Annotated in this window: 15 protein-coding genes and 1 pseudogene; 10 read left to right on the top strand and 6 right to left on the bottom strand. The window is 33.3% G+C overall.

Annotation, left to right across the window (positions count from 1 at the left end; genetic code table 11):
* Positions 1 to 170: 170 nt before the first annotated feature.
* Positions 171 to 473, bottom strand: a pseudogene (locus BZZ03_RS12410) (Rgg family transcriptional regulator); the annotation flags it as partial.
* A 12-nt stretch (positions 474 to 485) separates the two neighbouring features.
* Positions 486 to 743, bottom strand: coding sequence for a hypothetical protein (locus BZZ03_RS11890; protein WP_143466328.1), 258 nt, complete (start codon positions 741 to 743; stop codon positions 486 to 488).
* 516 nt (positions 744 to 1259) lie between these two features.
* On the opposite strand from BZZ03_RS11890, the gene BZZ03_RS04300 reads away from it, so the two are divergent.
* The 4 genes from BZZ03_RS04300 to BZZ03_RS04285 all read left to right on the top strand — a co-directional run bounded on the left by BZZ03_RS04300 (position 1260) and on the right by BZZ03_RS04285 (position 10942).
* Positions 1260 to 7139: a P-loop domain-containing protein gene (locus BZZ03_RS04300; RefSeq protein WP_086582618.1), complete on the top strand. Its 5880-nt coding sequence runs from the start codon at positions 1260 to 1262 to the stop codon at positions 7137 to 7139.
* An 87-nt stretch (positions 7140 to 7226) separates the two neighbouring features.
* A complete protein-coding gene (locus BZZ03_RS04295) occupies positions 7227 to 7703 on the top strand; it encodes a nucleotidyl transferase AbiEii/AbiGii toxin family protein (RefSeq protein WP_086582617.1) in 477 nt (158 codons plus the stop codon).
* 59 nt (positions 7704 to 7762) lie between these two features.
* Positions 7763 to 9718: a DUF4365 domain-containing protein gene (locus tag BZZ03_RS04290; protein WP_086582616.1), complete on the top strand. Its 1956-nt coding sequence runs from the start codon at positions 7763 to 7765 to the stop codon at positions 9716 to 9718.
* Between the two features lie 423 nt (positions 9719 to 10141).
* Entirely contained in the window at positions 10142 to 10942 is an 801-nt protein-coding gene (locus BZZ03_RS04285) for a PhzF family phenazine biosynthesis protein (RefSeq protein WP_086582615.1), read from the top strand.
* 60 nt (positions 10943 to 11002) lie between these two features.
* Here the strand turns inward: BZZ03_RS04285 and BZZ03_RS04280 are convergent, their stop codons facing one another.
* Positions 11003 to 12247: an S-layer homology domain-containing protein gene (locus BZZ03_RS04280; RefSeq protein WP_086582614.1), complete on the bottom strand. Its 1245-nt coding sequence runs from the start codon at positions 12245 to 12247 to the stop codon at positions 11003 to 11005.
* A gap of 365 nt (positions 12248 to 12612) precedes the next feature.
* Here BZZ03_RS04280 and BZZ03_RS04275 point away from each other — a divergent pair, with 365 nt between their 5' ends.
* Entirely contained in the window at positions 12613 to 13341 is a 729-nt protein-coding gene (locus tag BZZ03_RS04275) for an alpha/beta hydrolase (protein WP_086582613.1), read from the top strand.
* 34 nt (positions 13342 to 13375) lie between these two features.
* Here the strand turns inward: BZZ03_RS04275 and BZZ03_RS04270 are convergent, their stop codons facing one another.
* Positions 13376 to 14038 (bottom strand): lytic polysaccharide monooxygenase auxiliary activity family 9 protein, encoded by a 663-nt coding sequence (locus BZZ03_RS04270; RefSeq protein ID WP_042219796.1) that lies wholly within the window; start codon positions 14036 to 14038, stop codon positions 13376 to 13378.
* 31 nt (positions 14039 to 14069) lie between these two features.
* Positions 14070 to 15551, bottom strand: coding sequence for a glycosyl hydrolase family 18 protein (locus tag BZZ03_RS04265; RefSeq protein ID WP_086582612.1), 1482 nt, complete (start codon positions 15549 to 15551; stop codon positions 14070 to 14072).
* Between the two features lie 283 nt (positions 15552 to 15834).
* On the opposite strand from BZZ03_RS04265, the gene BZZ03_RS04260 reads away from it, so the two are divergent.
* On the top strand, positions 15835 to 16320 hold the full coding sequence (locus BZZ03_RS04260) for a TspO/MBR family protein (RefSeq protein WP_019293975.1): 486 nt from the start codon (positions 15835 to 15837) through the stop codon (positions 16318 to 16320).
* Positions 16321 to 16407: 87 nt separating this feature from the next.
* Here the strand turns inward: BZZ03_RS04260 and BZZ03_RS04255 are convergent, their stop codons facing one another.
* On the bottom strand, positions 16408 to 17232 hold the full coding sequence (locus BZZ03_RS04255; protein ID WP_046401147.1) for an Rgg/GadR/MutR family transcriptional regulator: 825 nt from the start codon (positions 17230 to 17232) through the stop codon (positions 16408 to 16410).
* Between the two features lie 175 nt (positions 17233 to 17407).
* Here BZZ03_RS04255 and BZZ03_RS12385 point away from each other — a divergent pair, with 175 nt between their 5' ends.
* From BZZ03_RS12385 to nagE, 4 genes are all read left to right on the top strand, one after another.
* Complete coding sequence (locus BZZ03_RS12385; protein ID WP_328288145.1) at positions 17408 to 17800, top strand: ArsC/Spx/MgsR family protein; 393 nt, start codon at positions 17408 to 17410, stop codon at positions 17798 to 17800.
* A gap of 66 nt (positions 17801 to 17866) precedes the next feature.
* On the top strand, positions 17867 to 18574 hold the full coding sequence (locus tag BZZ03_RS04245; RefSeq protein WP_086582611.1) for an EAL domain-containing protein: 708 nt from the start codon (positions 17867 to 17869) through the stop codon (positions 18572 to 18574).
* Between the two features lie 12 nt (positions 18575 to 18586).
* Positions 18587 to 19732 carry a GGDEF domain-containing protein gene (locus BZZ03_RS04240; RefSeq protein WP_086582610.1) on the top strand — a complete coding sequence of 382 codons (1146 nt, stop codon included), beginning with the start codon at positions 18587 to 18589 and terminating at the stop codon, positions 19730 to 19732.
* 296 nt (positions 19733 to 20028) lie between these two features.
* Positions 20029 to 21996, top strand: coding sequence for an N-acetylglucosamine-specific PTS transporter subunit IIBC (gene nagE / locus BZZ03_RS04235; protein WP_046401176.1), 1968 nt, complete (start codon positions 20029 to 20031; stop codon positions 21994 to 21996).
* Positions 21997 to 22093: the final 97 nt, after the last annotated feature.

The following is a 22093-nucleotide window of genomic DNA, read 5'->3' as shown; positions in this document are numbered from 1 at the left end:
TTACCTTTTTCATTATAAAAAGCGTTAGTAGATGATGCCAACACTGGCAATTTAGTAACGCTTTTTTCGCTATATTAGTGAAGGTAACTCAGACAGTTCATGATCCTCCATATTGGCAGTTTTTAAGCAATCACAAAAAATCAAAATTTCTTTGCATTTTTCCAATATCTTTAATGCAGTGGGATTCTCTTTTTATAGGATAGCATTGCTTTATTATATATCAGAGTTAATTTTTCGTACATATAATATTCATGAATATCACTTTTATCTAAATATGAAATAAACGTATCTACATAAACGAAATTTTCCTTATCAATTAATGCACCAATAATATTAATCACGGTCTGAATAAGCGAATGTTTGACATAGTGCAACTTTATCAAAGATGATTTTGGATTAATCATATCACGACGAATGATATAAAGATGAGTAGTATTAATATTATTTACACAATGTTCGAGCAGTAGAATATCATACTGTTCCCATTATTTAAGTTTGCTAAAGTGGTTAATAAGATAACTCCGCTCTGAGTCTAAGATGGGGAATGAAGGTTCAAGTGTTGTTATGAGGGTTTTAACTCGAATGATATCAAGCATTTTCTTTTTAGGAATAACTTTATTCCTAGAGAGGTTATCAAAATTAGAGTTGAGCCTTTCTAAAATAAATTTCAGCTTTATAACATTATGCTCAATGTAGGCACGAGAGAGCTCAGTTTCAAACAGTAAGATATCTTTTGATTCCAAATGCTGTTCGTAGCTATATTGAAATTCATACATATTAGTGCAGATATTGTTTAAAATTTTGAATAAAAGATGGACGGATATATTTATATTTCCTGATTCAAACGGGGATAATTTAGATAAAGCAACGTAATTACCAGCAACGCTTTTTTAGGAAAAATTTGGCATTTCATCAACCTCTAAAAATCATTCCCAATAATGGACCGATTTTTGTTGTCATTTTTAATTCTGTCATTACAACACTCCCTATAATTAAAATAGATAATCAATTTATGAAGATTATTGAGGTTAATATTTTTTAAAATTTGGTAAATTTTATTCTCAGTTGACGAATGAAAAATAAAACTTCAAAGTTAGGTTTCCCTATGAAATCTAACTTTTTTTCTACCTAATAGGATGAAAGAGAAGGTTTACAATTTATGATAAAATAGTACTTATATAATTATTAGCAGAGTAACTTAAAATGTTTTTTGATATATGTAATAAATCACTTTTTTTCAAACAAGGAGGATGAAATAAATGTCAATACCTGGTATAGCGAATCCGCAATGGTATGAATGGTACGTTGGATTAAAGCAATTAATCAGAATGATTAATCCTGATAATAATATTGAATACGTAATGTTTCAAGCGGCTGACTATGATGCGATTGATGATATCGTAGTCGGCTATAAAAATCGTATAGAGATGTGCTATCAGGTTAAACATGAGATATCTGAATCTTCTAGAAATGGCATGACTTTCAATAAGTTGGTTGCTACATCTACAAGGAGGAGCGGGACTGAGAAGAATAGCCTTTTATACTCGCTAGCATCTGGATGGCATGAGGCCAGTAGTAAAAATCAAAATGAGATTATTCCAGTTTTATACACAAATAGAAATTTAGGAAAATCAAGAACTAAGAGAACTTTTAATGAGATAGCTTATAATGCTTTACCACTAGGTGAATTTTTAGAAGCAATTAAAGATTCAATTTCTAAATGTGAGAATATTAATCAAGTTACGGAATCATTAAATGGTGACTTACGTATACAATGGTTAGAATTTGTGAATGCTTTAGAAAATAGAGATGTTTTTTTTCCTTTTTTAAAAAGGCTCGAAATCATGTCTAATATGGAGGGTTATGAAGAATCTGAGATAAGTATGATTCTAGATTTGAAGAGAACATTTGCTTGCACTGAAAATGTCGCTATGAAACTATTCCAAAAACTAGTCCATGAGTTACGAATTTGGACGACAACTAGAAGAAAAGATAATACTAAAGTTAAAATTGAAGAATTATATAACGTGCTTGCAATAGATTCAGACGAAGAACACGGAGAACATCAATTACGTTACCCACTTCCCTTTTTTGAAAGTCGGGATATATTTGCACAATCTATAATTAATGAAATCAAAGACAATAATCATAAAGTGTTTTGGGTTGAGGGTGATCCAGGAAGTGGAAAAACTAGTTTAATTAGCTATTTACAGCTAAAATATCATCTATTTTCTGCTAGGTACCATACATTCCGACCGATTTCACCTGAGCAAAAATATTATAATACTGATGCTGGACTATGTAGCAAAGAATCTTTATGGAATGATTTACTCATTCAGTTAAGAAAAAAATTCTTAGGTAGATTATATGATTTAAGTATTCCAGTTACTAATTCACTTTGTACAACTGAACAAATGAGAAGTGAAGTGCTTCGATTATCAGAGTTATTGTTCTTAGAAACTGGAGAAAAGACAGTTATTTGTATAGACGGTATAGATCACGCTGCGAGAGCAAATGAGCGGATAACATTTCTTGACAGTCTTTACTTACCCAGCGAAATTCCTGATGGAGTAGCTCTAATGATTGTTGGGCAACCATCAGAATTATACTCAAACTACCCTACTTGGTTAAAAAATAGTAACGATTATGTACGAAAATTATCTATGCCTAAGTTGACATCAGATGATATCCTGTGTTTGCTACTAGAAGAAAAGAGAAGTGATTTTGATTATAACAGAGATATCATGGCGAAGATGCTTTATGAGAAAACGCAAGGAAATAATTTATCTGTTGTATTTGCAATTGAAGAATTGATTAGAGCTAAATCATCAGAAGAATTTGAAAAAATTTTGAATTCCAAAATAATCAGCCCTGATGTTTCAAATTATTATAGTCATATTTGGAGTTATGTTAAGACTAGTCTATCTTCTAAAGGATTGAATATACCATTTCCAGATGCTGTTCTTGGTAGTATTATTATTTTATTAAATGGTAGAGTAAATACAGAAGTTTTATCTTGTACATTTGATTTTAATTTTGAAAAATCAGATTGGGAAGAGCTTTTGGAACAATTATTTCCTCTAATGAAAAAAGGAAATAACCAAAATGATTATGTTATTTTTCATAATGATTTTCGAGTATTTTTAATGGGAATTATAAAGACTTCTGGTAAATATAAAGATGTAGCATTCAAGTTATCAAATTATTATTTGGAAAATCAAGATTCTTTAGAAGGAATAATTAATCTAATACCCTTAATTATATCTGCTGAAAAAGAAGAATTAATACCTGCTATATTTGACACTAAATTTATAATAAATGCTCTTACTTTTGGAATTTCTAAGCGAAATATTGAATATTGGGCAACTTTATCTTATCAATCAATTTTGAAACAAAAGAATTGGGAGTTATTTCGTACTTTTCACTTAGCAATAAAAACTTTACATCAACATGAACGCTATTTTGAATACCATGAACGAAAATATAATGAAAACGATAAATCTCATCTCAAGACATTAAGTATTTTTGATTTGGGTTCTAAAGAGATTACAATAAATAATTTGGAAGATTTCCAAAATATGTTTATATTTTGCCGAGAATTAGTATCTTTGGAAGATGCAGCATCACAAGAACGAGCAAGATATATATTTGAAAATTGGACAGAAAACTTATCACCTACTGAATTTCTTAACCGATTGAGTATAAATTATGATTTACAAAATAAGCTTAATCTTTTAGAAGATATGCTAGAAGACTGGGCAAAGTTAGCAGTACATTTTAATATTAGATACGATGATTTTGGAAGAGAATCACAATCTTCTCAGATAAAAAATATGTTATTATCATTTAATGATTGTTATTTTGAAACTAGTTTACTATTCAGTGACTCCAACGATAATGTGAATTTTATCCTTTCTCAAGGAGTATCAAGTGATTGTTTAAAGAAAAATATCCAGACTATTTTATTCGAAGGGAAGTCAGCTGAATATGCTGGTATCATAAAACAACTTGCGAACGAAAAAAATACTGATAATAGTGTTCTTTTATCAAAAGTCGCTTTGCTTTCTGAGTCAGATGATTTCGATCAAATAGAATTTTCTTCAGTTGAAAAAGTGAAGAAAATTTATAGTGAAACTAGTGAAAAGCTTATTTTCTTATCAATACTATATGGATTTCAGGACTGCAAAGAGAGCTTAGAAAAATCTTTTGGTGGTTTAGAGTTGCTTCTTGGAGAAGTTGAAGAAAAAAAGCTTGATGAATATTTTATAATGCTATTACGACATGGATTTACCTTAGGCAGAATATTAGGGTTAGAAAAAGAAAACTTTAATGACGTGGACACAGAAAAATACTTGAGAGACTCCTACGATAGCTTTTTTGCTTATGATTTATCCAGAGTTAGAACATTTGATTATATTAAGGGATTCGAGGTGTTGCTATACTTATCATTGAATATTAAATGTGCTGTAAACTTAGTTGATGAGTCAAATTTAATTGAAAAAATAGAATTACATTTATTTCATAGAAATCGTCTAGGCATGTTTTATAAATCTAAAATTCTAGATTTTTTACTTGAAAGAAACTATTCAGAAATCATTATAAATTATTTGAAACAATTATATGGTGAAAACGGTAAGAAAATAATTGCACAAAGTGACAGTAATGAGACTCATCTACATTTCAAAAAATATTTAAAAATTATGATGCCTGAATTCTTAAACAATTTAGAAAATCGATTGAAATTTGATGTAGCTAACTTTGTGGGGCATAAGGATTACTCGCTATGGGATTCTTCACAAAGGTTAAAAAAAATTATAGCTGATAATCCTCATCAGTGGAGTGGAAGAGGTTTAAATCTTTTAGCAATTTCTTTTTGTGCCGATAATAAAGATGGGAATAGGTCAAGTGATGAAATAGACAAAATTATTGCAGCAGCATCTGTTCAATGTGGTATTGAAGATTTTTGGAGATTTAATCAAATATCAGAATATCGATTGTCATTGTATATCTTACACTACCAACTTCCAATTATGATTCAAAAACTCACAGATATCCAACAGTTAGTAAATTTCTGGCTCTTTGTTTGTGGTATTCTATCTTGGTATGTTAATGAGGATCGAATATTTCTTCAAGATATTTATTCTAAATGTTTAGAAAAAGAAAAGAGTTTTCAAACAAAAGAATTTGAAGATGTCATCAAACAAGTTACACCAGAACATTATGAATTAGTTTCAGAAAGCGAGATTGATAACTTAATGCAACAAAGTGAATTCTCAAATGATTTTTCAAAACAACGAGATATGAGAAAAAATCAAATGAGAACTTCTTTTCATGATATGGATGATAATGAAATACTTAACTTTTTAATAACAGAAAACTCAACAATCCCAAATTGGGAAAATATAGAAATTGCTTGGGAAGTGATTGAAAAGCGAGGTAATCTCTCAGAGGAAGTTATAGATCGTTTTGCGGTGATTTTATATACTTCACTACCAGAATATTCGTGGGAACAATCGGGATGTCTAGTTATATTTCAAAGACTATTTTCAAAGAGAAAAGAGAGACTACTTTGGGAAATTGCAGAAAAAAGTTTAAAAGTAATTAAGGACGAAGATAATTTTTATTCTCTATCTTCCAATTTAGAATTTTTGTTAAGGTATGTGGAAGAACTCCAAGGAATTGACTTTTGCAAAAAAACGTTTGACTTAGAAATTCAGATGTTTAAACTGTGGGTAACAGGAAATAGTCATATTGATGTAGATTTTGAAATTTCTCAGACGCCTAGTAATTTAGTAATCCCTCAAAATTTAGATGAGCTATACATCTGCTTGTTACTGGAACAATTGTTCTCAAAAAATATTCATAGGATTGAAATTTCATCTCAGGGTCTTGATTTATTTTTGAAAAGCAATCCATATATGTTTTGGTATATAGTAGAAATATGGGAAAGTCTTGATGAGATACAAAAAGAATATTTGATGAAGTTATCTGAAAAATGGATTCGCTTTAATTATGATGGTGTTGAGCAATTTCTGAATATTTTCCGAAAAGAATATCAAACCACCAATGAGCTTGATAAGAAGTTAAGACTACATCTTTTATTATTGAATTTGGACTTTGAAAATTTTATAGGTCTAATGTTAAGGGAAACATATGAAGCAAAAGAAAAAAACTATGTTTTGCCTAAAAATTTTCAAAAATTAGTTAATAAGAAAACAATCTCAGCTCATTCAGAAAAATTTTTAGATATCATGGATTTGTTCACTCATTCTAGTAGCCAAGATATCAGAAATTATATTCAAGAACATAAAGAGGTCTCCACTTATCAACCGCTAAAAAATGCTAGTAGGAATGGTGATGCAATGCTTTATCCTCTTGAATATGATGAGTTGGATATGCAAGTTTTATACGGTGAGAGCAAAAAAGGTAGATGGAAGAATATCCCTTATGAGTTTAAAGCACAATTACTATTAGAAGCTGATGATCCACTTGTCTATTCTCAAGTGCCACATATGGATTTTTCGTCAGTATGGGATGTAGAATATGAGTTAGAAGAATTACAATCATCTGATAACCTTGTTGAAGGTAAAGAAATTATGAAGGAGATTTTATATCATAATTTACCTTTGGGATTCAGTGTTATTGGAGGAGTGATACGTTATCCTATTAATGGAGAGGATTTTGTTATTTTTAGAGAATTTGTAAGTACGCATGAGATGGGTGAAAACAAAAAGATCTATAATTCTTTTAATCCAAGAATAGTAGATTTTAGTGGAACGGAACAAGGTTTTAATTTTCAACGGCAAGTAAATTTTAAGTGTCAAAATAGTTATTCATTGGTTGAAAATATTGAGGGATATAAAATATTCATGTACGGTGATTCTGATTTATATCCTTCTTTGAAATTGATAGAAAAATTAGATTTGATTCCAAGTGAAGAAATTCCTTTGGCATGGGAAAACGCTTGGGGAGAAATAGTTTTGTATTATGAAAGAAGTGCTGCACCAATTCGTGAAGCAATGCGAGAAAGATACTATAGACAACCTTTAATGAATAGATGGTTGCTTAAAGAAGAATATCTTACGAAATTAAATGAAGTATCATATTCAAGTGATATTTTTTATATATCGGATTTCTAATACTCTGTGTAGCATGTAGTTCTCGGATGGATAGGAATAATATGATTTGCAAAATAATTCCTAATCGGTGGAATAGTTGGCTTAGATATGCGTTCAACAATGGATTTAGATACAACAATCAAGAGTTTTGAATTAACAGCAAAAGTTCTCTCGGATATTACAAAAGACATTATTGAAACTCCAACAGACGAATCTTTTACATTAATGTTTGAAGGTGTTGAGGAGATACGAGAAACAGATGATTATCCTGGATATAAGATAAACTTGCTCGCACAGTTTGAAAAAATAAATGAAGTGGTTACGATTGATGTAACGACAGGTGATGCAATTACTCCAAAAGAAGTTGATTTTAGTTTTAGCAGAATGTTTAGTGATGATGCTATCGGATTATTATCTTATCCAGTAGAAACTATTTTAGCTGAAAAAATAGAGACCATTTTATCAAGAGGGATTGTAACTACTAGACCACGTGATTTTTATGATGTATATTTATTATCGAAGATTCAGAATGAAAAATATAGTTCTAAAACCTTGAAAGATGCACTTAATCGTACAATATTATAAGCATGTAAGCAATCTTTCATTTAATACTTGAAAAATATATTTGAAATTTGGAGAAATAAATGGATAAAGCAGTTAAACGAAGTACTGGGCAAGAAACAGGGGACGAAGGAGAACTTGTTTTAGAAAGATACCTAATTAGATATTGTGTAACAAATAAAGTTCGACATGATTACGGAGAAGATTTTATTTGTTCAATTGTTGACTTAAATAATAATATCACAGAAAAGATGTTTTATGCACAATGTAAAGGGCATGAAGTAATTGATACAAATAAAGAATTTCACTCAGAAACAATTCGAGCAGTAACTTTACTTCAATGGGTTAAAAGAAAAAACTTAACTTTCTTATTTTTAGTAAATACAACGACGGATGAAATATTTTATGTTGACCCTACATCTCAGATAAATGATAATTTAGAAAAGTTGCAAGCACATCAGAGTCTCAGTATACGAATTCCTTTGAAAAATAGGTTAGATATACAGAAAGAATTTCCAGCAGCTTTCACTTCAGCGATTGATAGTTTTGACTTTAATTTATTTGATGTTAATGGTCCATATATTAAAACTCTGGAATATTTGAATACATTTACGGAAAAAGATTGGTATTCTCATGAGGATGAATCAGTAATTGATGATTCAGAACAATCTATCTCAATAAGATATAAAAATATTCATTTCTTTGGATTCTATTGGGATCCATCAGGTCATTTATCAGGTTCTTGCCAAATAAATGTTGCAAGATTTAAGAAAATGGCAGAAAGTTCAATAGAATTGGGACCTAAAGAAATTCTAAATTATCTATATTTTGGAAGAGATACATTATCTAGTTTTGAATATGGTAATAACTACAGAAAATATGTCAGGGTTCCACTTCCAGATTATGAGCAATATAATATTGGATTTGGGAATAGTACAATATATCTTTATCCAAATGAACTTAAAGAATTGAATAAAGTGATAGATCTCTTTATAGAAAAATATACATCAAAGTTGTTAAGGTATAATGAGCGATATAATGCGTTTGGATATCAACCTGTAAATGGGAATTTGAATCAAATCAAACTAATGACAGTTAGCAAAACTCTTTGGGAGGAAATGCTGCAGTATAAAGAAAAATACATTGTTCCCAATGGAGAATATGAAAAAGGATATTGTTTTGAACCATTTAATGGTATTATTGCGCTTGCAACAAAAGAAAGTTCGCCTTTGACAAAGTTTTATATTACTGGACGGTATAAATTAAGTGCATACAGTAGTGAACCTGAAGTTGAGGTTGTGTGGAATTCTCCAGATTCTTTAGCCTATGTAAAGTATGAAGAGACTTCATGGTATTCTACTCATGATACATATGATTTTTTAGTCGAAAATATTATTATGAAAATCAGAACGCCTTACAAACAATATAAAAAACACATCTTAAAAAAACAGTTAATAGATGACCGAACATGGTTTGATGGTGGAGAGAATTCACCTCAAAAAATTCTGCTGTCTAGTAAGAAAACTTACCTTTTGAGAACTAATTTATCTAAAGAAAAAATTGAAGAAGTATTCATTTCTGAAAGTCATTCATATAAGTTGGAAATAAATGATATACGCACGATAAGAGATTTGATTCATACGCTTCTGAAATTAAGTGACTTTACTAGGAGGCGTGGTTATTTAATTAAAGATGAAATTGATGAGTTACATTTTTTTGCTGAACAGATTATAAAAACTGTAAATAAGCTATTTATTAATGGAGATAGCTATGATGATAGTAACGAAAAAGAATATTTTGAAAGATGTTTTAAAAGATATGAAGAAGATATAAATTCATTATGCTCTCAAATCAAAAAAAAATTATCAGAAAAAGAAAGGTCACAGCTTTATGCAACATTACTTAAGGAGTTTTATGATTTGTTAGGAGATTTTGAGAAACATTTAAATTTTATAGACTTCAAAAATTACTTGCATTATCTTTCAAAGATTATATCGCTTTACAATGACGAGAAGTTGATTAAATTTTTAGCGGAATAAAAATACTACGACTTATATAACTAGGCGCATTCAATTATAAGGAAGTTAGAATAACAATCTGTCGATTTTTCATTGCGAATTGATTTTCACATAGCATGGTAGATTTTGTTAAAATATATAAGAGTATGAATTCAACAAACCTCAAAATTAACTTGCTTATACTTGCTAGAAAGCTATGCTCATTTCATGCTCTTTTATCAAAATGGAATAATTACGAGCGTACAAAGGTTGATTTAATGGGAATCAGAAACCAATTAACATTATCGGAAGAGTTTTATTGATAACATTGAATAAAGAATAAAAATAAGTAAAAAACTTGATAACACTGACTTTATCAAGTTTTTTCTTCTTTATAGTTCTCTATTGTAAATTATAGTATATAATAAAGGTACATATTAAAACGAGTACAATAAGGAGTAATTCATGCACTACGACATCATCAACGCTTTCACCGGCAAGGAGAGTTTAGGAAATCCTGCGGCAGTCTGTATCTTAACCCAACGCCTCCCCAAAAAGCAGCTCCAACAGATTGCTTCTAAAATTGCCTTGCCTGAAACCTCCTTTATCTATAAAAATGTAGAAAATGAATGGGAAATCCAGTGGTTCAGCCCTAAAAGGGAAGTTTTATTGTGTGGACATGGTATGATTGCGGCCGCGTTTGTTATCAAGCAGAAGTTAGAAAACGAGTGTGAGGTTTTGAGCTTTAAATCCAAATCTGGGAAATTAACTGTCGCCATGCATAATGATCAATTTATCTTAAACTTTCCACGTCAAGAGCTTTTTCCAAAAGAAATCACTGAAGAAATGAAAGCAGCTTTCTCAGGGAGAACCATTCAAGAAGCTTACACTACCCAAGAAAAAGATCATCTTATACTTGTGTTAGATTCAGAATCAGCAGTAAAGGATGCAAAACCACAGATCGCTATCATTAAATCATTAGCCACTCATGCAGTCACCATTACAGCAAAAGGAGCAGAGGTTGATTTTGTATCGAGATATTTTGCACCTCATGGTGGTGTAGATGAGGACCCAGTGACAGGTTCATCACATACACGATTGGCACCATTATGGGGAGAGAAGCTAGAGAAAACAAAACTCATCGCCAAACAACTCTCTAATCGTGGTGGGGTGATTGCTTGCGAAATTGAGGGGGAAAGAGTTAAAATCTCTGGTCAGGCCGTTCTTGAAAAAGAAAATATCGTCATTACCAACTATGATATGTAAGAATAGAAAAAAGTGCTTAGAACAACTATCCAGCACTTTTTAGTATAATTTTCTTGACTATTAAGGGCGAATAAATTTAACACCGGCTGTTGAACAGTCACGCTCAGTGCCCCATCCACCGTTATAGTTTCCTTCACTTACTCTCATTTTAGAGCCGGAAACCGAAATAACAACTGCGATGTGGCCAAGCTCTCCTGCACCTTGATTTCCTGGAGGAAAGACAGCAATTGTTCCGACAGCAGGCTTGCTGTTAGCGTATTTGTCCCAGTCTTTTGCATTGCCGACATAGAGAGGAATATTTCCGTTGAAATAGTCCCAAACATAAGCTGTACATTGGCCTGCAGGATAGGGATTTTGTTTATTTGTCTGGGAAGTGACATTATAGAAACGTTGGAGGAAAGCTGCCATCTCACCACGTGTCACATATGCATCAGGTCTAAAAGTTGTTGGTGTATAACCCGTAGTGATACCTTTGGAACTCAACCAGCCAATGTCATTGGCAAACATATGATTTTTAGCATCCACGAACTTCGTGTTATATTTTCCTGAGGTAGGAGCATTTCCTGAAACTTTTGCCATTCTATGGAGAAAGGCAGCCATTTGCCCTCGCGTCACGTTACCGTTCGGATTGTAGTGGGGCGCAGTTCCGTTGGATACAGTTGTCGCTGTCAGCCAGAGAATCTGGTTTTTATACTGGTTGACATCTGTATAGACATTGAATGGCGCTTTATAACTTGGAGTTCCCGCGAGACGATGAAGAAAGATAGCCATTTCACCACGCGTCACGTAACCATCTGGATTATATGTCGTTGGTGTATAACCTGTGGTAATTCCTCGACTATAGATCCAGCTAATGTAATTTTTATATAAAGAGTGTGAAACGTCTTTAAAAGGATTGCCTGGATGCTTGATAGGTAATTTTTCTAAGCTTACCGGCACCTTTGGTAGTGTACCGCTACTAAGAGGTTGCTGATAAGTTACAGCACTACGAGCTTGTACCACAGGACGCTCGGTCGTACTTGCAGCTTCCGCCGTTTCAGCACTTGCATCTTGTTCCTTTATCGCTGCTTCAGTACTTGAGCTTGAGCTGCTTTTATCTACTACACTACTTTCAGTACTCTTATTTTCAGTTGAAGTTTCAGAAGTACTTGCAGAAGTTGAAGTGTTACTTTCCTCGCTGCTTGAAGCTATTGGCTCATTTTTATCCTTGTTTACGGCTGTGAGCTCACTCGCACTTACCATTATTCCTTGCGTCGACGACAGAAAAACTGCGCTCAGCATTAAAACCTTTTGATATTTTTTCACTATAAAATATCTCCTCCTTATTTACCATGTCTCTTATAATCATTATTTGTTTGCTTTTTTTAGCATATTATAATCATAACATATGATTTAGTTTTTTTTAAGGAATTTTGAATTAAAATAAATATTATAAGCAGAATTAAAGCATTCTCTTCATAAGAATGATAGAATAAGAATGGAATTGATGGTAAAGTAAATAAACAGAAATCGAGAGTCATGAGGCATCTGGCTTCACTTACAATAATGGCTTTCGATAAACTATATATTTTAATTTATTTTTTCCTCAATGCAATTTTAAATAATGTTTAAAAGTCCTTTCTTTGAGGGCTTTTAGTTTGAATAAAAATATTTTAAAAAGGAAAAACTCAATGAAAAAACTCAAAAATATAGTCCTGTGGTTTGTAAGTATTTTACTCGTCCTTCTGGCCGCAGGATTTATCTACATCAAGTCCAGTACATATCATCCAACTCCTCAAGCATCAAACTTTGCAAGCCAAGCCGAAAAGGCAGATAATGCTTTGGTCTTTAAAGGCAATCCAGATAAACCCAGTGTTATCTTTTATCAAGGCGCTTTGGTGGACAATGCAAGCTATAGTATTTGGGCCAGTAAAGTAGCAGAAGCTGGATATTCTGTTTATCTTCTTAAAGAACCATTGAATCTTGCCATTTTTAATCCTAACCTGGCTGAGAAAGTAATCAAGGATGAACATCTCTCCCAATATATCGTTGGGGGTCATTCTCTAGGTGGAGTTATGGCCAGTCGCTTTGCATCAGGTCATCAAGATAATTCAGCTTTAGAAGGTGTCTTTTTCCTTGCAAGTTATCCTGATCAAAAAGGAAGCTTGAAAGATTTCAAGGGGAAAGCTTTATCTATCGTAGGCACGAAAGATGGCGTGCTTAACCAGTCTTCATATGATAAGGCCAAAACCTATCTGCCACAACAAACGATAAATGTAGAATTGGAGGGCGGTAATCATGCCGGTTTTGGTAGCTATGGTGCCCAAAAAGGCGACAACCAAGCAGACATTTCAAATGAAAAACAACAAGAAGAAATTGCGGCAGAACTCATCAAGTGGCTCAAAACTTCCGAAAAGTAAAAAGAACTCTTTGATAAGAGTTCTTTTCTTTTGTTTATTCAACCGCAGCAAATGGTCCGAAGAGCATATTATTATTTTGGACATTGACATCGATAACATTGTAGAAAGCATTTGGTGTATCAGCAACATCCCAAACAGCGAGGATAATATGGTAACCTGAGCGATTACTTGGGACAGTGATAGAGTGTGTCAAGTTGTTAGAAGCAGTAGAACCATCATGATTGACAGTACCAATGAGCTCTAACTCTGAACGTTTGAGTGGCGCATTTTGATCCCAACCAGTTTTGGTCATGTAATAGTGCCATTTGGTTGTTTTATGTGGTGCTGTATATTTCCACGTGAACTGATTTACACCAGTGTTTATTGTTGTTTTTTTCCAACGGTCGCTTGTTTGATTATCAAGGACAAAGTCAGCGATTTGTCCTAGACCACCATTAGCTGAAGCGATGCGTCCATCTACAGGTCCGCTTTCAGGGAAACCTTTGGGAGCTTCAAGTGATTGAGGATTTGTGATGACATTTCCATAGAGATTATAAGCTGTTGTCCAGCCATATTTTTCATAATCAAGCTTACCTTGATAACCACGTGCTGGAGGACTCTCAACGTAACCGTGAGCTAAGACCGTTTTAGTATTGAAAGCCAATGAAGCACCCAATACTCCTAAAGTGATTAAAAACCCAATAAACATTTTTTTCATAACTTTGCTCCTTTCTGCTTGTTAAAGCATATCATATTTCTTTCCAAGGTCCGTAAGGGCCTGACAAGTCAGGTTGGTCACCCTTGGTCCACCATTTTGCTTCATATTCTTTTCCATTGTAGTAGACGCGGTCACCCGTCCAATATTCTTTATCCTTGCTCCATGTATTTTCAGGAGTTACTGTGCCACCTGTAGTGCTAAAAGTCGTGCTTGCACTGTCAGAACGAATGCCGGCATTATTGATTGCGACAACTTCAACGGTATAAGTTGTTGCGGCTTTAAGACCGGAGATAGCTTGTAATCCATCTTTACTTGTATAAGTTTTTCCCCCAACTTTAATCTCGTAGTTGGCTATCCCAGATGCATCTGTTGATTTTGCTTGAATTGTAGCACTGGTTTCTGTAAGATCAGAAACTGTGATTATTGGAAGTGTTGGTTTTGTTTCATTTCCGCCCCCAGTGTCTCCAAAAAGCATTGGTGCATAGGTATTGACGAAGGAATTGTTGTAATTTAAGCCTGTCACGCTCTTACCTGCATCCCAATTGACGGACCAGGTCATTAAGCCTTTGATTTCATTTCCAGAAGCTTTTAGGCGTTTTAAGGCATTTTCGACATCTTTAGGATTTTTAACGTAACCTGTTGCTGCCGCATCCTCATTTGCAGGCAAGCCAATCACAAACTTGTCTGCCGGAATTTTGATGAAATTATCGGTTCCTGTGACAAGGCGATGTGTCAAACCATAGAGGAAAGCTTCTTTTTGCTCGTCGTTAGATTGGGAAATCCACATGTTTAAGTCAGAATCCCAAAAACCATCACCGCCTTGATTGTAATACTGAGGATTAATATAATCGTAATCACCTTCTAAACCATTGATATAAGGCGCATACTTCCCTGTAGTTGTAAGATAAGGAAATTCTGGGGCCATCGTAATCATAAAGTTCTTACCTTGTTGACGATAATGAGCTTTGACTTTCCGTAAAGCTGATGGGATGACAGTATTATTGTCAGCTGCATCAATGGCAGATTGCTCTAAATCAATATCCAAGCCGTCAAAGCCATAAGTATCTACAAGACGGATAACCTCATTCACAAAGTCATCCTCTTGCGCTTTAGTAAGTGCGATATGAGCGTCTGCACCTCCTAATGCAATTAATACAGATTTGCCTTCTGCGTTGAGTTTTGCAACCTCAGCTCTGAATTCAGCATCGGTCTTATTATAAGGTTTAAATGTGGGAAGAGAACTTCCTTGAGGTGTTTTCATGAAAGATACGTTAATAACATTGTATCCGTCTTGTGTCTGTGAAAGATCAAAATCAGCAGAGGTTCCGTATTTATAACCATCTTTACCTGTTGATTTCCAATTGTGCCAATAACCGACTAAAACCTTATCGGTGGGATTGACCATTTCATCGGCAGCATCTGCTTGAGCATGCGCGCCTGTAAAACCAAGTGTAGCCAAGGCTAATATCGCAATAGCTATTTTTAAGTGACGTGTGTTTCCATTTTTGATCATAGTTCCTCCTGTTGGTGGTAAGACTATGTCCGGACTAATCATGTAAGCGCTATAATTATTATAACAATTTTTAATTTTCGATTCAATTAAAAAGGGAATTTTAAAAAATAAAAATAGGGTAAAGTCAAAGTAAAATCTTTATCAAAGAGTATAGACAAAGCTTTCTAAGCAACCCAACATGCGTAAAATTTACAATCGAATAACTGCCTTTAAAATAGGGGATATGTTAAAATTAAGAAAATACTAAAGAAAACGGATAACTTAGAAAAAGAGGAGGAGCATTATGAAACATTCTAGTAAACTAAAACCGATATTACTTGTTGGGTTGTTTATCATTGTGGTAGAAGCAATTGGGAGTTTATCAGGAATATTAGCTGGTGATATCAAATCAATTTATAACAACTTACAACTTCCGCCATTGGCGCCACCAGATTATCTGTTTGGTATTGTTTGGCCAATTCTCTATGCCTTGATTGCTGTAGCAGGTTTTATAGTTTTTCAAAATTTAAAATTAAGAAAAAGTGAAGCCCAGCCCGCTCTCTTGCTCTATGTCATCCAGTTATTCCTCAACTTTATCTGGAGCATTATCTTTTTCAAGGGTTATTTCTGGTTTGGAGTACTTGTTATCCTTGTTCTTGATATTGTGGTCTATCTTTGTATTAAGAAATTTTTCAAAATCAACCAATGGTCAGCAATCCTACTCTTGCCATACTTTGTCTGGATACTCTTTGCGACTTATTTGAGCTTGGCTGTCGCTGTTTTGAATTAGATAGCGATAAAATAAAAAAAAGAAACGGGATTTGATACTCGTTTCTTTTTATTTGAAATTCATATACAGAGTAGAAAATTCTATTCTTCATAGGTCAACTAACATTTTAAATTTTTCTTGGTGAAATTGAGCGACCTCAGGCTGAGCAGCAAGCAACAGTATTTCCATCGCTTTTTTTATCTGTTCTTTTCCTTTAAGTTTGTTTTCAAAATTATATACCCACAACCCTTTTACCGCCTTAAATAAATTTCTTAAGAGCATAGATTGAGCTAGATTGAGTTCTTCAACTCTTTTTATAAAATAGTGAGCTTCGTCTTTAAGTCCGTAATTTGAAAGGACAGTGATAACTTCTAGTATCACGTGAGACAGATGACGGTGATAAATTTCAGAATTAGACATCCCTTTTCCATATTGTTTTAACCTCTTCATAATGTTTAAAATATCTTGAGGGGCCAGTTGGTGCATGATGATGTAAAAAATAGAAAGTTCTTTTATACCAAATGCCTTGGTTTCATATAAGAAATTGACGATTTCATTTTTTTCTTCTAAAGTTCCCTTTTTCAGTAGGAATTTTATGGTTAGGCAAAGATTTCTTTGCTTTGTTTGTTTACAAGTCATGTAAAGGTCTTTCAATTTTGGGGAATCATTGAATAGGATTGCTCTTTCTAATTCTTGCAATATATATATGGGATCAGTAGGAGAGTAGAAATTTAAATGGCTATCAAAATCAGATAAACTACAGCCCATGAGTTGTAAGGCTAAATCAATTTTTTCCAAACTAATCATGGTCAAACCACGTTCGAAATCAGACAAGGTCGAACTTGCTAAACCTACTTCGGAAAAATCAGATAAAGTAAATTTATTTTGTTTTCTCATATTTTTAAAAGTTATCCCATATTTTTGATAGACCAAATAAATTACTCCTACTAAAATTTAATATCAAACTTTATTATAATATAAAATTAGAAAATATGTATTTATTAATCCGAAATACCGGATATAAAAAATTTGAACGTCATTTATCGTTATAATCTATTAGTGATTTAAATCACTTCTAACAAAACAAATAGAATAAAAATTCTTAAAGATAAAATTAGAGGATAAAGACATCATACAAGTATATTATAAAAGGGGCTGTAATTCTTCGCGTCAAACACTTAAGTGGTTTAAAGATCACAGCATAACAATAAGCAAAGCTCCTATTGCCAAAATTTCAAAAGAAGATATAGTAAAGACATTATCAATGACAGATAAAGGTTTAGAAGATATTGTTAAACACCCAACGCGAAGTAAATCTGAGACAAGAAAAGGTATACTTCATTTATATGAATTGTCATTTAATGAAGGACTTGAGTATTTAAAACATAATACAAACCTCCTTCAAACACCGATTGTTTTAGATGATAATAAGCTTTTAGTTGGATATAACAGTGAAGAAATCAGGAAATATCTTCCGCAAAAGTACAGAAGGTATCATTAAGAAAAGTGTCAGTAAACCTGAGAATGTATCAGCCACTTTAAGATAAAATTGGAATAATAAAAGAAAATGACAAATAATAAGGCAAGAAAAAGTATCAATAACTTATGCTTTTTTAGACAAAAAATATGTAATATGAATGATTCGATCCAAGAAGAATACGAGCTGCTATTGAGGGAAGAAGTTTCAGGGAAATATGTGTTTCCAGAACAACTCTTTGATGAATTAATGTCAGATCGAGAATTACATAAGCTCTATATAGAAAAAATCAGTAAAATTTTGAATGATTTATTGAAAAAAGAGAAGACTATCTACTCTTTAAATATTGACTATCAAGAATTGTATTATTCTGAAACGATTGCATTTCTTGAAAGTTTCAATTATAAAGAAAAGCTGAAAATAGAGCTGACAGAACGGATTCCTCTTTATAGAAATAACCACTATTCAGAAATTGTTCCACGTGAGATAATAAAATCAATCAAGCAGATGGGCTATGATATTGCCTTAGATGACTTTTTATTGGGTGTTAATTCATTTAGGAGCTTAATTGACTTGCATCTCTACATATCACGAATAAAATTATCAACCTTGGAGTTTAAAAATATTCTTGAATCAGAACAACTCTCCAACTATTTATTAGCAATAGAGTCGATTATCACATCATTTGATAAAGAAATAGTTATTGAAGGCGTGGAAGAAGAAGCGCTTCTGAAAACTTTTCCTCAAGAGTGGAAACAGCAAAGTTACTATTACAGTATTCCACATCAGTTTTATTGAGAGGACTAGTTTATGATTTATGTCAATGATATTCAAGATATATTTGGAAGTAATTTTATTGTAAAAATGTTTTTAATTCCTGGCATTTTAGGAATGATTTATATTTTTAAATATTTAATTCGCCACTATAAATTAAATAAGAATAGTTTTTTTACCTATATTTTATATTCCACGAATTTCACATTTCTAATCATTGTTTTAAAATTATTATTTACCCAAATTGATAAAAACTCACCAGAAGGCGGACTATTAAGTGATACTTCATTAATTTTTGTTGTTGTGGCTATCGATTACTTTGTTGTATCCTACTATAAATACGTAGAATATGCAGTCATACCGTTATTTTTACTCTTTTATGCCTTGTATACTTACACTTATGGATTTGACATACGCTCAACTATGCTTGTCTTATTGGCACTCTTTTTATTTTGGACGAGTTTATACATCATTTCCAAGTACCGATTGCTTGTAACAAAAAAACGTTACTTCTATTTATTCGCGAGCTTTCCTATCACTCTATCTGTCATGCTCATATCTAGTTCCAGATTTCAATTTAGTTTAGGTTATTCTGTAGGTATATTTTTAAAAATATGCATTATGCTATTTATTGCTGAAAAAGTATTAGCGATTTTAAAGTTGATCGTTCAAGAATATTCTGAATTGAGGAAGTACTCCTACATGGATCCTCTTACGAATACTTATAATAGGAGAAAATTTGAGGAAACTTTACAAGAAATCATTGAAAGTCAGTATATGTCAGTTTTTACTGTCGTCCTTTTTGATGTGGATGCCTTTAAGCATATAAATGATACTTATGGTCATGCTGCTGGTGATTATGCATTAAAAGAGGTTTGTGAGCTTGTTAGGATTAAGTTAAAAAAAGAAAATACATCTGGTCAGTTATTTCGTTATGGAGGAGATGAGTTTTTCATCATATTTAGAAATAATCTAGAAGAAGAAGTCAAGGAGATTATGGAAGACATTGTTAATATGGTCTCAACTTATGATTTCGAGTATGAAAAAAGTAGCTTCAAGGCTTCGATATCGGTAGGAGCAGTTGAAGTAGTTGGCGCACAAGAGCAGCAAGAAATTATCAATGATGTTGATAAGAAACTTTATATTGCAAAGTCTAAAGGTAAAAATCAGGTCGTATATTGACAAGTAATTCATCCTCTACACCTATACTCACCAAAATCACCAAGAAGATGTTAAAATAATATTGTACAAATAAATTTAATCATATTAAGTGAAAAATATCATAAATTTTAACTGGTCGAAGATTTAACGAAACAAGGCGATTGTGTAAGCATTGGCAATGGCCTTTTTATATGTCAACCAAAGTTAAATCTTACTTTTTGTGAAATAAGAAGTATTGATATTGGTGCTTAAAAGTAGAGGTTTGTGTACGTGCCATTTTTGGTAAATTATTTAATTTTTCTATTCTTGGAGGATTTATGAAAGAATACATGCAGAAGATGGGCCGATCGCTCATGCTTCCGGTTGCAACTTTACCTGTTGCAGCTTTATTTACGGGGATTGGATATTGGATTGATCCTACAGGCTGGGGCGCCAATAATGTATTGGCAGCCTTTATGATTCAAGCCGGGCAAACAATTCTGAATAACTTAGGATTACTCTTTGCTGTTGGACTGGCCTTTGGAATGTCCAAGGACAAAGATGGCTCCGCAGCACTGGCTGGCGTAGTATCCTTCCTTGTCCCAATGACTTTACTCAATCCTGATTCTGTGGCTCTCTTGCAAAGAATTGATGTCGAAAAAGTGAATACTGCATTCACTAAGATTAACAACGGGAACGTTTTTATAGGTATTTTAGCTGGTCTAATCGCAGCAGCAGTTTATAATAAGTTCAGTAACACGAAACTGCCGATGGCCTTGTCTTTCTTTAGTGGTCGGCGTTTAGTGCCAATACTTACTGCGGTTATAATGGCCGCTCTTTCAGCTGTTTTACTTTTCCTTTGGCCTGCCGTTTTCGGAGGATTAACAACTTTTGGTAAAGCTATCGTTAATCTTGGTCCTTTAGGAGCTGGAATTTACGGTTTCTCGAACCGCTTGTTAATCCCAACAGGAATGCATCACGCACTCAATAACGTTTTCTGGTTCGATGCTGCAGGGATTAATGACATCGGTAATTTCTGGAAAAACATTGGAACTCAAGGGATTACGGGCCGTTATCAAGCAGGATTCTTCCCTATTATGATGTTTGGCTTGCCTGCAGGTGCATATGCAATTTATCGCAATGCACGTCCCGAAAAGAAAAAAGCTACGGCTTCACTTATGCTTGCTGCTGGTTTTGCTTCATTTTTCACTGGTGTAACCGAACCTTTGGAATTCTCATTTATGTTTGTGGCCTGGCCACTTTATGTTGTGCATGCGGTATTAACAGGTATTTCCATGTTTATCGCTGCCCTTTTCCATTGGACTGCCGGCTTTAACTTTTCGGCTGGTCTCATCGACTTCATCTTGAGCTTACGTGTGCCAATTGCGAATCAACCTTACATGCTTCTTGTGCTCGGTTTGGTTATGGCTGTCGTTTATTACTTTACTTTTGATTTTGTCATTAAGAAATTTAATATGATGACACCGGGTCGTGAGGAAGGTGGCGAAGGTGAGGAAGAGCCAGATTTATCTTCTACAGATGAAAAATTTGCTTTTCTTGCTGGCCGTATTTATCAAGGTCTTGGCAATGATAATCTTAAAACAGTTGATAATTGTACGACACGATTACGTTTAACTGTCGAAAATTCTGACTTAGTGGATCAAGCTGCAATCAAAGCAACTGGTGTACCTGGGGTGCGTGTTTTAGATAAAAAGAACGTCCAAGTCATCGTAGGTACAGAAGTGCAATTTGTAGCGGATGAATTGAAAAAAATTCAACAAACTGGAGAAGTTCCGGACCATATTGTAGCAACAACAAAAGAGGTTGTTCTGGCAGATACTAAAGCATTCACGCAAGAAATATTTGCGGTGGCTACAGGTAAAGTTATGCCAATCACGGAAGTTCCGGATCAAGTTTTCTCAGCTCAAATGATGGGAGATGGCTTTGCGATATTACCGACAAAAGAAGAAGTATTTGCACCAATTTCAGGTAAAATAACAAATATCTTCCCAACCAAACATGCAATGGGCATCCAAACAGAATCAGGCTTAGAAGTTCTTTTACATATGGGCTTAGATACGGTTGAGCTTAAAGGTGAGCCGTTTAAGTTAACTGTTTCTGAAGGCCAAGTTCTTAAAAAAGGCGATAAGATTGCTGATATGGATCTGCAAAAAATTAAAGCTGCAGGAAAAGGAACAGAAATTATTGTGGCTTTTACAAATGCGGAGCGTGTAGAAAATATCAATCTTACAAAAACGGGTAATGTCATTGCCAACCTCGTGATTGGTCAAGTTACAAGTAAATAAAGATAGAAGTGGAGTTAGTTCCACTTTTTATTTGGCGCAAAACAGCAGAAGGGAGTTTTCTCTTTTCAATTTTTTGTTTTTACTTGACTTTATAAGT

The organism is Lactococcus petauri (assembly GCF_002154895.1).
GTDB lineage: Bacteria > Bacillota > Bacilli > Lactobacillales > Streptococcaceae > Lactococcus > Lactococcus petauri.
This window is presented reverse-complemented; position numbering and strand designations above follow the sequence as displayed.

Bases quoted from the DNA above. Each gene is read 5' to 3' on its own strand.
- BZZ03_RS04285 (WP_086582615.1), top strand. From the start codon at position 10,142: ATGCACTACGACATCATCAACGCTTTCACCGGCAAGGAGAGTTTAGGA.
- BZZ03_RS04270 (WP_042219796.1), bottom strand. From the start codon at position 14,038: ATGAAAAAAATGTTTATTGGGTTTTTAATCACTTTAGGAGTATTGGGT.
- BZZ03_RS04240 (WP_086582610.1), top strand. From the start codon at position 18,587: ATGATTTATGTCAATGATATTCAAGATATATTTGGAAGTAATTTTATT.
- BZZ03_RS04295 (WP_086582617.1), top strand. From the start codon at position 7,227: ATGCGTTCAACAATGGATTTAGATACAACAATCAAGAGTTTTGAATTA.
- BZZ03_RS04290 (WP_086582616.1), top strand. From the start codon at position 7,763: ATGGATAAAGCAGTTAAACGAAGTACTGGGCAAGAAACAGGGGACGAA.
- BZZ03_RS04245 (WP_086582611.1), top strand. From the start codon at position 17,867: ATGACAAATAATAAGGCAAGAAAAAGTATCAATAACTTATGCTTTTTT.
- nagE (WP_046401176.1), top strand. From the start codon at position 20,029: ATGAAAGAATACATGCAGAAGATGGGCCGATCGCTCATGCTTCCGGTT.
- BZZ03_RS04275 (WP_086582613.1), top strand. From the start codon at position 12,613: ATGAAAAAACTCAAAAATATAGTCCTGTGGTTTGTAAGTATTTTACTC.
- BZZ03_RS04265 (WP_086582612.1), bottom strand. From the start codon at position 15,551: ATGATCAAAAATGGAAACACACGTCACTTAAAAATAGCTATTGCGATA.
- BZZ03_RS04300 (WP_086582618.1), top strand. From the start codon at position 1,260: ATGTCAATACCTGGTATAGCGAATCCGCAATGGTATGAATGGTACGTT.
- BZZ03_RS04260 (WP_019293975.1), top strand. From the start codon at position 15,835: ATGAAACATTCTAGTAAACTAAAACCGATATTACTTGTTGGGTTGTTT.